This is a genomic window from Streptomyces sp. NPDC049627 (assembly GCF_044465645.1).
Lineage (GTDB): Bacteria > Actinomycetota > Actinomycetes > Streptomycetales > Streptomycetaceae > Streptomyces.
Genome location: NZ_JBITLW010000001.1, coordinates 968,190 through 981,093, shown reverse-complemented (window position 1 = coordinate 981,093; position 12,904 = coordinate 968,190). Strand labels below are relative to the sequence as shown.

General features: G+C 71.2%; 10 protein-coding genes. 5 read left to right on the top strand and 5 right to left on the bottom strand.

All coding sequences use genetic code 11. The features are described 5' to 3' along the window. Positions 1-658 precede the first annotated feature (658 nt). Positions 659-1,468, top strand: a complete 810-nt coding sequence (locus ACIBU0_RS04315; protein ID WP_398811385.1) for a hypothetical protein — start codon at positions 659-661, stop codon at positions 1,466-1,468. A gap of 450 nt (positions 1,469-1,918) precedes the next feature. Here the strand turns inward: ACIBU0_RS04315 and ACIBU0_RS04310 are convergent, their stop codons facing one another. Beyond that, positions 1,919-2,338: a hypothetical protein gene (locus ACIBU0_RS04310; protein ID WP_398811382.1), complete on the bottom strand. Its 420-nt coding sequence runs from the start codon at positions 2,336-2,338 to the stop codon at positions 1,919-1,921. A 537-nt stretch (positions 2,339-2,875) separates the two neighbouring features. On the opposite strand from ACIBU0_RS04310, the gene ACIBU0_RS04305 reads away from it, so the two are divergent. Continuing rightward, the gene (locus ACIBU0_RS04305) at positions 2,876-3,670 is read left to right on the top strand and encodes a serine/threonine protein kinase (RefSeq protein ID WP_398811379.1); all 795 of its coding nucleotides are present in this window, start codon (positions 2,876-2,878) and stop codon (positions 3,668-3,670) included. Further along, positions 3,667-5,229 (top strand): serine/threonine-protein kinase, encoded by a 1,563-nt coding sequence (locus ACIBU0_RS04300; RefSeq protein ID WP_398811377.1) that lies wholly within the window; start codon positions 3,667-3,669, stop codon positions 5,227-5,229. Before ACIBU0_RS04305 ends, ACIBU0_RS04300 begins: the two co-directional genes overlap by 4 nt. 27 nt (positions 5,230-5,256) lie before the next feature. Here the strand turns inward: ACIBU0_RS04300 and ACIBU0_RS04295 are convergent, their stop codons facing one another. Beyond that, positions 5,257-6,408, bottom strand: coding sequence for a hypothetical protein (locus tag ACIBU0_RS04295; RefSeq protein WP_398811374.1), 1,152 nt, complete (start codon positions 6,406-6,408; stop codon positions 5,257-5,259). A gap of 259 nt (positions 6,409-6,667) precedes the next feature. Further along, positions 6,668-7,966: an MFS transporter gene (locus ACIBU0_RS04290; protein WP_398811371.1), complete on the bottom strand. Its 1,299-nt coding sequence runs from the start codon at positions 7,964-7,966 to the stop codon at positions 6,668-6,670. A gap of 156 nt (positions 7,967-8,122) precedes the next feature. On the opposite strand from ACIBU0_RS04290, the gene ACIBU0_RS04285 reads away from it, so the two are divergent. Further along, positions 8,123-10,177, top strand: coding sequence for a phosphocholine-specific phospholipase C (locus ACIBU0_RS04285; RefSeq protein WP_398811368.1), 2,055 nt, complete (start codon positions 8,123-8,125; stop codon positions 10,175-10,177). 6 nt (positions 10,178-10,183) lie between these two features. On the opposite strand, the gene ACIBU0_RS04280 is transcribed toward ACIBU0_RS04285, so the two are convergent. Both ACIBU0_RS04280 and ACIBU0_RS04275 read right to left on the bottom strand, forming a co-directional pair. Then, positions 10,184-11,140 carry a hypothetical protein gene (locus ACIBU0_RS04280; protein WP_398811365.1) on the bottom strand — a complete coding sequence of 319 codons (957 nt, stop codon included), beginning with the start codon at positions 11,138-11,140 and terminating at the stop codon, positions 10,184-10,186. After that, positions 11,137-11,943 carry a phosphatase PAP2 family protein gene (locus tag ACIBU0_RS04275; RefSeq protein ID WP_398811362.1) on the bottom strand — a complete coding sequence of 269 codons (807 nt, stop codon included), beginning with the start codon at positions 11,941-11,943 and terminating at the stop codon, positions 11,137-11,139. Before ACIBU0_RS04275 ends, ACIBU0_RS04280 begins: the two co-directional genes overlap by 4 nt. A 187-nt stretch (positions 11,944-12,130) precedes the next feature. Between ACIBU0_RS04275 and ACIBU0_RS04270 the strand changes: the two genes are divergently transcribed. Further along, on the top strand, positions 12,131-12,745 hold the full coding sequence (locus tag ACIBU0_RS04270) for a TetR/AcrR family transcriptional regulator (RefSeq protein ID WP_398811359.1): 615 nt from the start codon (positions 12,131-12,133) through the stop codon (positions 12,743-12,745). The last annotated feature ends 159 nt before the right edge of the window (positions 12,746-12,904 follow it).

The window sequence follows — 12,904 nt, the reverse complement described above, 5'->3', positions numbered from 1 at the left end:
CACGGGTGGTGTCCGGAACCGACCTCCATCGGCGCCAGAAAGGTCTCCAGAATGGCCGTCCTGGAGGCCCTCGTATGCCTGGCCCCGAGTGGAGGCAGGCGTCCCCATCGCAGCTCGACCGAGGTCGAACCAGAGCACCGCCAGAGAGGCCCACTGGTGATCCACACCGGCCGACTCAGGTCCCCCAGAGGTCAGTTGCAGAGGTCGCTGCCTCTGACTGCCTCTGAGCGACCCGGGTCGAACCGGGGTCGAATCAGAGTGTTTTCCTCTGACTGCCTCCGATCGCCTCCGCAACCCGTCCTAGCAGGTCACAGCCTCATCGCCCCCACACAAGCGCAGGTCAGAAAGGTGCGCTAGCTGTACCACTGGTTCCTGGCGAAAGTCGTCATGTGCGGCATGGCTGCGGCTCCCGTCGTTGGGTGATGGCGACATCGTCCGGAAGGGCGTCACGGGGACGCAACACTGCTTCCGCCTCACGGAAGGGGCGATCTGAAGGCCCTGGCCGGAGGGCCGTCGTGGAGCACGGAGGTTTCCCTCACGGCCGTCACCGCACGCTCCCACCACATTTCGTTCGCACCCCTGTGCGCAACTTCGTAAGATCTCCGCGCGAGGCGGTACCGCAATGGCCGAGTGCTCGCCCAAGAACTCCGGAGAATCCATGCGCCGTCCTCTCTTGCTCACCGCTGCCGCCGCGCTGCTGTGCGCCGGCTGCTCCACGGCCGACGCCGGAAGCCGTGACAAGCCCGCGTCCGCGTCACCGTCTTCCACCTCGTCGGCCGGCCCCCGCTCCGCAGTACGAGCGGCCGTCGCGGCTCTGCGCGAGGACAGCGCCGGGTTCCGCCAGGAGATCGAACTGGAAGGTGAGGGCCAGGTGTACGGCCTCACCGTCACCGGCGGCTTCGACTTCGCCGCGGACAGGGGTCACCTGGCGGTCGACCTCCCCGGCGGCGCCATCGACCACAGCGACCAGGTCTTCGCGGACGGCAAGATCTACATCAGCGGCGTCCAGGGGATCGGTGAGGACGCCTGGGGGGTTGTGCCCCGGGACAAGGCGCAGGCCCACTACCTGCTGCGGGCCCCGCTCAACGACCCCGAGCACGTCCTGCAGCAGATCGCCGCAATGCGCAAGATCTCCCGGGAGGGCGAGGAGAACGTCCGGGGGGTGCGCGCGGTGCACTACCGCGGCATCCTCGACCACCGGACCGTCACTCTGCGCATGGCCCCGGACGTCCGCACGAAGACGGACCAAGCCCGCGACGTCCTCGGCAGCGACCTCCCGGTCTTCGCGGACGCTTGGGTCGACGGCCGGGGGCGCCTGGTGCAGACCCGCATGAGCGTCAACCTGTCCAGTGCGCGGGTGACGCTGACCATGGCCCTGTCGGACATCGGTGAACCGGTCCGCGTGACGGTTCCGCGGACCGCGGACACGGTCCCCGTCACCGACGTCGGCGGCATCCTGAACGGCTGAACCGGACGGCCACCGGACAGCCCGCCCGGCGTGCCGGTGGTCTGCCGGTCGACGTCGAGCCAGCCGGTGCGGGTGCTCAGCGGCTGGGTGAGGTGACGCGGCGTGGGGACAGCGTGGTGTGCTCGGCTTCGACGCGGCCGGAGTTGATGAGCGCACGAGAAGGCCGTCGCTGCCATGCAGCCCAACTCCCGGATCCCGGCCGGCAGGCGGGCGCACGCGCCGCAGCGCGGCTCCGGCCGTCCCCACCATAGGCGGCCACGGTGGGGATCGACCAGGCCGGGACGGTAGGCAGGGGTGCGGACGAGGCCGTCGGGCTGGTCGTGACAGGCGTAGCGTTCGGCGTGCCGCACGTACCGCGAAAGCTCCCACGAAGACCGTCGACCACACCCCACACTCGGCATCCGCCGACAGGATGCGCACCCGCCAGGGGCGCACCTGCTGTCGCCCCGGTCAGCAGTTGCGGATCGACCAGACCGGCTCCCAGTCCACGTCGGGTGCGTCGGTGCTGACCGGGAAGGTCTGGATCACGTTGCCGTTCTGACCGTAGAGCGTCGCCTGGGCCTCGTCGGTCTGGCTGTTCATGACTTCGCCCGTGCCGTGCCAGTTCGACAGGTAGTAGCGGTTGCACTGGTACAGGAAGAAGACCCGCCACTGGTTGACCGTGGGGTCCCAGACGCCGGCGCAGAAGTTCCCCGTGTCGCAGGTGACGTGGTCGCCGGAGGGCACCAGTTGCGAAGGGGCGGCCGGTGAGATCGTCGGGGGGACGGCGGACGTGGCGGAGGTCGCCGCCTGGGCCGAGCCGGAGGCGCAGACGCCCAGCACCAAGGTCATGGTGCCGATCGCGGCGAGAAGGGATCGCTTGATGCGCATGGGTTCGTTGCTCCTTCGGTGCCGAGCGAGGGGAGTGAGGACGGGCGGATGCCGGTCGGGGCGACCGACGGGACCGCGTGCGGAGGGACCCTGTGCGCACCGGAACTTAGAGGGCCGCCGGTCCCGGCGGTCCCTGACAGGTGTCAGGGACCCGCGTCCGGACTGTGCCCGCCCGCAGCGATTCCGGCGCAGGAGATGGGCAGAGCCGTCATCCGCCATGAGGCCGCGAAAGCGCTTACGGGCCGGGAACCGAGATGATCGGCCGATCGTCCTAGTGGACGTGCCTCGCGCCTCTCACCCGTGGAATCGGCCCGCATGCGGTGCCGGACATGGCAACGGTGTCACCTGTGCGGCTTTTGACCAGAAGTCGGCACGTGGTGGCGAACGATCCATTGACGCCTTCACAGCTGGGACGCGCGAGGTGGCGGAGCGGCGACTGTGACCAGGAGCCACGCCTTGCCCGGTGCCCGGACGCCGGGTTTGCGGCAACCGGAATCGACTCCGCGATCCTGGCGACCACATCGGGGGAAAGTCGGTATGGAAACGATCATTGTGCAGCCGCCCGGCCCGTCACGGCCGGGCCAAGTCGACGCGGCCAGACCCGAGTTGCTGCATCTGGGACCGGGCGACGTGGCCGACTTCGGACGCGGGGTGCCCGGCGGCCGGGACCTCTCCATCGCGCTGCCCGATCCCGGGATCTCCCGGCGGGCGGGGCGGCTGGAGGCGGCCGAGGACTACTGGCGGCTGTCGAACTTCAGCCGTGACACCGCGTATGCGGTCGAGAACCTGGAGGGTGCCGGCGAGTACATCACCGTCGCGCCCGGTCGGCTCGGAGCGCCGGTGCCCTTCGAGTTCTCCCGGGTCGTCCTGCCCGCGCTGTCCGGGACCGTCGACTTCAAGGTGTTCGCCCCGCAGCACGCCTATCTGGACGAGCGATCCTCCCCCGACGCAGGGGAGTTGACCGTCCATCCCTACGCGCTCGATGCTACGGCGAAGTACTTCCTGGTGCTGGTGGCCCTGTGCGAGCCGCGGCTGCGCGACCCCTCGGACGGCACGCTGCCGGGCGCCGGGGACATCGCGGACAGGCTCCGCCCGCTGGAGAGCTGTCGTGGTCTGACCCGCTCCGCGGTCAACTACCACATCGACTATCTGGCCTTCGCCAAGCTGCGTCTGGACATCGGCGACGAGCCCGGAGCGGACGGCAGCGCTCGCACGGGTGCCAAGCGTGCCCGACTGGCCTCCCTCGCCCTGCGCTTCGGCCTGGTGCGCGAGGAGCATCTCGCCCTGTTGCCGTCCCGCAGACGGCCCGTCCCGCAGACGAGCGGCGCGTGAGCACGTCAGGCGCCGAGGAGGGCGCCCGCGAGATGCCGCGGCTGCCGGCGGGTTTCCGCATCGACGGCTGGGAGCTGGACGCCGTCATCGGATCGGGCGGCTGGGGGACCGTGTACGAGGCCCATGCGGTCGCGGACGGCACGATCGCGGCGGTGAAGGTGCTGCCGACCGGTGCCCTGGCGCCCGGTCAGCGTGCCGCGCTCGGTGAACTGGTCGCGCGCGAGGTGCGGTTCAGCGCCGCGGCGGACCATCCGCACCTCGTACGGACGCATGCCGTGTGCACGGTGGCCGCACCGGATCTGCCCGCGCTGGACGGGGCGATCGCGCTCGTCATGGACCGCGCCGAGGCCAGTCTCCGGCAGGTGCTGGACGCCGCCGGGACGGGCGGCCCGATCCCGGACGCCGTGCGGATCCTGCGCGGCGTCGCCGCCGGGCTCGCCCATATGCACGGCGCCGGCTGGGTGCACGGCGACCTCAAACCCGCCAACGTGCTGCTGGGCGCCCACGGAGCGGTCTGGCTCGCCGACTTCGGCCTGGCCACCGAACTCGAGGGCACCCACGCCTATGTGCCGCCGCTCGGCACGCTCGACCATGTGCCGCCGGAGTGGTGGTCCCAGCGCACCGGAGCCGACGGGACGGTGGTGCGGCCGACCGCCGACATCTGGGCCTTCGGCATCCTGGCCCACCAGGTGCTCACCGGTGGCCTGCACCCGTTCCCCGGCGCCACCGCGCGCGCCCGCTCACTCGCCGCGCAGGCCTACGCCCGCGGCACCGCACCGCTGCGTCTGGACGCCGGACTCGACGAGAACTGGCGCCGGCTCATCGAGGACTGTCTGGTACCCGACCACGCGGGCCGCCTGCGCCACACTGCCGCGAGCCTCTCCGCCCGCATCGAGCAACTGGCAAGCCCGCGCCGGCACCGGCTGCTGCCGGTCACCGCAAAGACGCTCGGCGCGGTGTCGGCCGCCGCCATCGCCGGGGCCGTGCTGCTCTCGGGCGCCGGGGCCGCGCTGCTCGGGGGCGGCGGAGGCGGGGACGACGACGACAAGGGGCGCGGCACGCCGGCCGTCGTCACCGACGCGCACAGCCCGGCCGCCGGGGAGATCCCTGAGGACTCCGACGTACCCGAAGCGCTGCGGCCGGTCATCGTGAAGGCCGCCCACCGCTGCACCGACGCGGAGGTCACGCCGGCCTTTCTCGCCGCCATGCTCAAGGCGGAGAGCGGTTTCGACGTGAACGCGGCCCGCCCGGCGAGCGAGGAGTACGGCATCGCCATGTGGACGCCGTCGGTGTTCCGGGCCTGGGCGGTCGACGGCGACGGCGACGGGGACAAGGACTACCGGTCGCCACCGGACGCGATCTCCACGATGTCGCTGTACGTGTGCTGGCTCGACCAGCAGTTCAAGAAGGCCGACATGCCCGCCAAGGATCTTCCCGCGCTGATGGCGGCCGGCTACCGCACGAGCGACCGCACGGTCATCACGGAGGGCGGTGTCCCCGAACGGGTGCGGCCCCACGTCGAGAAAGTGCTCCGCTACCTCGCCGACTACGAGCGGTGAGGTGGCGGAGCTGCCGCTCGAGGCCGTTCAGCAGTCCTTGACGTCCGGCATCTTGTTGTCGGGCGACTTGATGTAGATGTTGGAGATCCAGCCCTTGTACTGAGGGAGGTACGCCCACCATTCGTTGGTGTAGGGCGGTACGTCGACCACCTCGCCCCTGGCCTGGCAGCCCACCAGCACCTCGACGCCCGCGGGGAGTTGGGTGATCGGTGCCTTGCCCGTGCCGGGGTCGGGGCGGACGTTCACATGGTCGCTCCACGTGCCGTACCACCATCCCGCGGGCCGCGCGGCTCCGGGGACGTTCAGGGAGCGGGTCAGCCGGCCGATGTCCGTGTACGCCTTCCCGTACGACGTGCCGACGGGGTGCAGCGTGAACACGGCCACGATGGAGCGGTCACCGGCGCCGACGGTGCCCGTGCTGTGCAGCGCCGGGCGGGTCAGGTCCACGTCCGCGGCGGCGGCCGGTGCCGGGCTCGCCGTGTCCGTCGCGGCAGCGGTGCGCGGCGGGCCGCACGTGCCCTTCTCGTACGAGGATCCCGACCAGCCCTGCTTCACCGCCCACGGCTTCTCGAACGCCCCGGCGATGCCGAAGTGCTGGTCGAATCCGTCCGAGGCGCAGCGGGTGGACTGGCGCAGGTTCCCCATCACGAAGTCGCGCACGGGGCCGGGCGCCGAGTCCAGGAGGTAGCGGTAGATCGTCACCGTGTCGCGGGCGGAGAGCGTGGTGTAGCCCCAGTAGCCCTCGTACCCGGTGGGCGGTGGTGCGGTGTCCTTGAGGCCGAGGCGGCTCACCATGCGGGTGATGATCGCCGTACCGCCGTTGTCCGACCAGTAGGCGCTGGCCGCGTCGTCGTTGCTGCTGCGCAGCATCGGCTCCAGCCATGCGCGGTCGGCTGCGGGCACCGTGTAGTCGGGGCCCCGGTTCCACAGGTGGTCCAGCGCCAGCAGCAGCTTGACGACCGAGGCGGAGCGGAAGCCTGTGCTCGAGTTGAGCTGCTCGGTGAAGGTACCGGTCTGCCGGTCGAAGACGGCGACCCCGGCGCTGACGCCGGCGGGCACCGCGACGGACGCGGCACCCAGTTGCACGGGCTGCCCGGCCGGGGTGTCGGCAGCGGCGGATCCGGCCGCGCCGCCGATCAGCAGCAGCGCGGCGGCGGCAGCGAGAAGACGAAGCTTCACAGGTGGTGCCCCCTGAGATTGACCGAGTGTCCGTATACATGGGTCATGCACGAAAGGCTAGGAGAGCGCGGTCAGGCACGGTCCTGACATGTGTCAGGAGCTCAGGCACCCGGTCGGCCGGGTCCTGCAACGGCTACCAGTACGGCTGGGGCCCGCTCGTCGGCTCCGGCTGGGACCCGAAGTCCGACCCGGACTACGTCTTCAGGGCCGGCTACGACAGCGACCTCAGGGCCGCGCTTCTCCGTTCGCAGCCGCGCGATCACCGTTCCAGAGCCCGGTGCGCGGTCTCGGGCAGGCGCAGATACACCAGCGAGGAGCCCAGGCACAGGGCGGCGACGTACCAGGGGAACAGGCCCGCGTGACCCAGTTCCTTGAACAGCGTGCCGACGTACGGAGCCGTACCCCCGAACAGCGCGACCGTCAGGGAGTAGGGGAACCCGATGCCCGCCGCGCGCACCCGCGGCGGAAACACCTCGGCGTTCACGGCCGCGCTGATCGAGGTGAACCCGGTCAGCAGGACCATCCCCGCGCACTGCACGAGCAGCAGCACGGCGAAGGAGTCGCGCAGGGTGTGCAGGAGCGGGACGGTGAGGAGGGTGAAGCCCAGTCCGAAGAAGAGCAGCAGAGGGCGGCGGCCGAAGCGGTCGGAGAGGAGGCCGCCGAGGGGCTGGAGCAGACCGAAGAAGGCGAGCGAGATCGTGCCCGCGAGGAGGGCGTCGGACTTCTCGACGCCCGCGTTGAGTTCGGCGTACGTCGGCAGGTACGACGTCCAGGTGTAGTAGGCGATCGTTCCGCCGGCTGTGATTCCGCATATCAGCAGCGACTGGCGCGGGTGGCGGCGCAGTGCCTCCAACAGGCCCGGGCGGGCGGCCTGTTGCTGCTCGGTACTCCTCGTCTCCTGCGCGCCCTGCCGGATCCAGAAGCCGACCAGGCTGAGCACCGCCCCCAGCACGAACGGCACCCGCCAGCCCCAGCCGTTCATCTGCCCGTCGCTCAAGGTGTCCACCAGGAGCGTCGCGACGCCGGAGGCGACCAGCTGACCGGCGGTCGTCGACACGTACTGGAAGCTGGAGAACAGCCCGCGCCGCTCCGGCCCCGCCGACTCCACCAGGAACGTCGTCGACGCCGCGAACTCGCCGCCCACCGACAGGCCTTGGAGCAGCCGGGCCAGCACCAGAACCACCGGAGCCAGGACCCCGGCCGCCGCGTACGTCGGGGTCAGCCCGACCAGCAGACTGCTGCCGCCCATCAGCAGGATGGTGACCGTCAGCGCGGCGCGCCGCCCGCGCCGGTCGGCGATCGCGCCCATGAGCAGTCCGCCCACCGGCCGCATGAAGAAGCCCACCGCGAACACCGCGAACGTCGACAGCAGCGGCACCAGTGAGTTGTCCGCGCTCTTGGGGAAGACCTCGGCGGCGATGTAGGTGGCCAGGAACGTGTAGGCGTACCAGTCGTACCACTCCACGGCGTTGCCGACGGAGGCGGCGAGGAGCTGGCGTACGGGCCGTGAGGCCGGCGGGGAGTCCGTGCGCGTCGTCTCTGTCATGATCGCGACCATCCCCCGGGGGCCGCTGCGGCACACCTCGCGTACCCCCGACTTTCACACGAGCGCCACCGGACCCTTCCCTGACGTTTGTTGCTCTTGGAACACTCGCTGCGCGCACCTTCCGTCATGTTCCGGCTCTCCGTGCGCAGGATGAGAGGTCCCTCACTCATGCCCGACGTCAACCGGCGCCGATTCCTCCAACTCGCGGGCGCCACCACGGCGTTCAGCGCCCTGTCGGCCAGTATTCAGCGCGCTGCCGCACTTCCCGCGAACCATCGCACGGGCTCGATCGAGGACGTCGAGCACATCGTCGTCCTGATGCAGGAGAACCGATCCTTCGACCACTACTTCGGCAGGCTGCGCGGCGTCCGCGGCTTCGGCGACCCGCGCCCGGCGACCCTGGCGAACGGCAAGTCGGTGTGGCACCAGACGGACGGCGGCGGCAAGGAGATCCTGCCGTTCCACCCCGACGCCGACGACCTGGGCATGGCCTTCATCCAGGACCTCCCGCACGGCTGGAACGACGGACACGCGGCCTTCAACGGCGGCAAGTACGACAAGTGGGTCCCCTCGAAGAGCTCCACGACGATGGCGTACCTGACCCGCGAGGACATCCCGTTCCACTACGCGCTCGCCGACTCCTTCACCGTCTGCGACGCCTACCACTGCTCGTTCATCGGCTCCACCGACCCCAACCGCTACTACATGTGGACGGGGTACACGGGCAACGACGGCCAGGGCGGCGGCCCGGTCCTCGGCAACGACGAGAAGGGCTACGGCTGGACGACGTACCCGGAGCGTCTGGAGAAGGCGGGCGTCTCCTGGAAGATCTACCAGGACGTCGGCGACGGCCTCGACGCGCAGGGTTCCTGGGGCTGGATCCAGGACGCCTACCGCGGCAACTACGGCGACAACTCGCTGCTGTACTTCAACCAGTACCGGGGCGCCGAGCCCGGCAACCCGCTGTACGACAAGGCGCGCACCGGCACCGACTACACCAAGGGCGAGGGCTACTTCGACCGGCTGAAGGCCGACATCAAGGGCGGCAAACTGCCGCAGATCTCCTGGATCGTCGCCCCCGAGGCCTTCACCGAGCACCCCAACTGGCCCGCCAACTACGGCGCCTGGTACATAGCCCAGGTCCTCGACGCGCTCACCTCCGTCCCCGAGGTGTGGGCGAAGACGGCCCTGTTCATCACCTACGACGAGAACGACGGCTTCTTCGACCACCTGATCCCGCCCTTCCCGCCGGCCTCCGCCGCGCAGGGCAGGTCGACGGTCGATCCCGCCCCGGACCTGTTCAAGGGCGACAGCGGCCATGTCGCCGGTCCGTACGGACTCGGTCAGCGGGTGCCGATGCTGGTCGTCTCGCCCTGGAGCAAGGGCGGATTCGTCTGCTCCGAGACGCTCGACCACACCTCCATCATCCGGTTCATGGAGGGCCGCTTCGGCGTCCACGAGCCGAACATCTCGCCCTGGCGGCGCGCGATCTGCGGCGACCTGACCTCCGCCTTCGACTTCTCCCGCACCGACACCCGCCCGGTCGCCCTGCCGGACACCGACGGCTACGAGCCGCCGGACCGTGTCCGTCACCCCGACTACGTGCCGACGCCGCCCGCGCAGGGATCCCTGCCGAAGCAGGAGCGCGGGCTGCGCCCCGCCCGTCCGCTGAAGTACGCCCCGTACGTGGACGGCTCGGTGGACGCGGCGGCCGGGAAGTTCACCCTGACCTTCGCCTCGGGCGCCAAGGCCGGCGCCGCCTTCCTGGTCACGTCCGGCAATCGCACCGACGGGCCGTGGACCTACACCACCGAGGCCGGCAGGACCGTCGCCGACACCTGGAACTCGGCGTACTCGAACGGCTCGTACGACCTCACCGTGCACGGCCCGAACGGTTTCCTGCGCGCCTTCAAGGGCTCGAACAAGAAGGCCGGTCCCGAGGTCACCGCCCGGCACACGGGGGACGACATCGAGCTGGTCTTCACCAACAAGGGAACGACGAGCGTTCGCCTGAAGATCACCGGCGGATACGGCGGTGCCCCGGTGACGGTGACCGTCCGGCCCGGCGCCACCGTGAAGCACTGCGTCGACCTGACGGCGAGCAGGCGCTGGTACGACCTGACCGTCACCACCGACGCCGACCCGGCCTTCCTGCGGCGCCTCACCGGGCACGTCGAGAACGGACGGCCGGGGGTGAGCGACCCGGCGATCATCACCGAGTAGCCCCTGTCACAGCGGCGTGAGGTGCCCCGGTTGCGGCTGCCGGGGCACCAACACCGGTTCCGGCGCCGCCGATGCGGGCCCCAGCGCCAGTACGGCGGCCACGGGGTGCTCCTCGTCGGTCTCGTGGGAGGGCGTGACGGCGGGCTCGGGTGTCGCCCGGCTGAGCAGCACGACGCCCCAGGACGCCACGCCTGCTCCGGCCAGCGCGAGGAGGACGCCCGCGGCGCCGCCCTGCAGCCGCTCGCCGAGCAGGACGAGTCCGATCACCGCGGCCGCCATCGGGTTGGCCAGCGTCACCACCGCCAGCGGGGCCCCCAGGCCGCCCCGGTAGGCGGTCTGCGACAGCAGCAGTCCACTCGCCGCGAAGGCCGCGACCAGCAGCGCCACGCCGACCACCCGGAGGCTGAGCAGCGGGGCGGAGTGGTCCGTCGCGGCCACCGTCACGGTCTGCGTCAGCGCCGAGGCGACCCCGGAGGTGAGGCCGGACGCGCTCGCGTGCCGCAGTCCGGGCCGGGCGCCGGGCCGCGCCAGCATGCCGATCAGTGCGGCGGTCACGGCCGCGACCGCCAGCGCCTCGGACGTGCTCAGCACATCGTCGGGCGCGGCCCCGGACGCCGTGACGAGGATCGCGGCCAGGCCGACCAGCGTCAGCGCCGTACCGCGCCACTCGACCGCGCTGACCCGCCGCCCCGCGACGCGCGCGCCCAGCGGCACCGCGGCCACCAGGGTGAGCGCGCCCAGCGGCTGCACCACGGTCAGCGGACCGTACTTCAGGGCCACCACGTGCAGCAGCGCACCGGAGGCGTTGAGCAGGACCGCGCCCCACCAGGCGCCTGAGCCCAGCAGCCGCAGCAGGCCCGGGCCCGGGCCGCGGGATGCGAGGCGCTCCTGGGCGACGGCCGCGGCGGCGTAGGCGACGGCGGAGAACAGGGACAGGACGACGGCGAGGAGGGTGGCGTTCATCGGTCCGCTCCCACGAGGACGGCTTCCTCGTCCCGGGGTGTCGGCACGAGCTTGCGGGTGCCGCGTCCGGCCGTGGTGGCCGTGCGGTGCGGCAGGTGGATCGCCGCGAGCGCGAGGCCGAGCATGGCCGTCGCGACGATGGCGTCCAGCCAGTAGTGGTTGGCCGTGCCCACGATGACCAGCAGGGTCAGCAGCGGGTGCAGCAGCCACAGCCGGCGCCAGCGGGACCGGGTCGCGACGATCAGGCCGATCGCCACCATCAGCGCCCACCCGAAGTGCAGCGACGGCATCGCCGCGAACTGGTTCGACAGGTGGTCGGTCTGCGGCGCGCCGTACACGGAGGGGCCGTACACCCGCCCGGTGTCGATCAGGCCGCTCACGGCCAGCATGCGCGGCGGGGCGAGCGGGAAGGCCAGATGGACCACGAGGGCGGCGGCGGTGAGCGCGGCGAGCACGCGGCGGGCCCAGACGTAGTGCGCGGGGCGGCGCAGATAGAGCCAGATCAGGAAGGCCGCGGTGGCCGGGAAGTGGACGGTCGCGTAGTAGGTGTTCGCGATGTGGACGACTGTGTCGCCGTGCAGCAGGAGGTGCTGCACCGAGCCCTCGCCGGGCAGACGGACGGCGCGTTCGAGGTCCCACACACGGTCGGCGTTGCGGAACGCCTCGGAGGTGTGGCCGGTGGCCAGTTGCCGGCCCAGCTTGTAGACGAGGAAGAGCCCTGCGACGAGCAGGAGCTCACGGACCAGCGGAGGCCGCGCTATCGCGTCGGTCTCCGCTTCTGCAGGCTCGGTGCGGCCATTCATTCCCCCGGCCCTTTCCCTGAACGAACTCATCGAGACGTCTGCGTACCGAAACGCCTCTGTACCGATACGCCACTGTACCGATACGTCGGCGTTCCGGTACAGTGGCGTATCGATAGACGTACGACACACTGGAAGCGCGACCCGGTTCACCCGCCGGGCGCCGTACCCGAAGCGAGGGGAAGAGCAGATGACGTCGCAGGCCGCGGACGGACCGGAGACGGTCGCCGCCTCGCGCCGCTCCAAGATCACGCCGGAGCGTGAGCAGGAGTTCTTCGACGCCGTGCTCGAACAGATCCGGGAGTGCGGTTACGACGCCGTCTCCATGGAGGGCATCGCCGCCAGCACACGCTGCAGCAAGTCCACGCTCTACCGGCAGTGGAAGACGAAGCCGCAGTTCGTGGCGGCGGCCCTGCGCGCCAGCCGGCAGACCCGCTTCGAGGGCATCGACACCGGCACACTCGCCGGGGACCTGCGCGAGGCCGCCCGGGCCGCCGGGGCGTGGTCGGGCAAGGACACCCGGCTCCTGCAGGCACTCGGCCACGCCGTGACGCAGGACCGCGAGCTCCAGTGCGCCCTGCGCGAGGCGCTCATCCAGCCCGAGATCGAAGCGCTGAAGGCGATCCTGCGACGCGGGGTGGAGCGCGGCGAGGTCGCCCGCGACCATCCGGCGCTGGCGTACGTCCCCGCCCAGATCTTCGGCGTGCTGCGGGCCCGTCCGATCCTCGAAGGTGAGGACGCCGACCCCGACTATCTCGTCCGTTTCGTGGAGGCCGCCGTACTGCCCTGTCTGGGCCTGACCTGAAGACTCAGGCCGCCGTCCACGGGATGACTGGACGGTGACCTGTTCCGCGCCGCACCGTGGGGACGGGGGCGGCGCGCACCCCCCGGCCGGGTGGGGTTCCTCTTGAGCGGAGGGGCGCCCCACCCGGCCGCATCACGTCCGGCGCGACCGAGCCGCGGG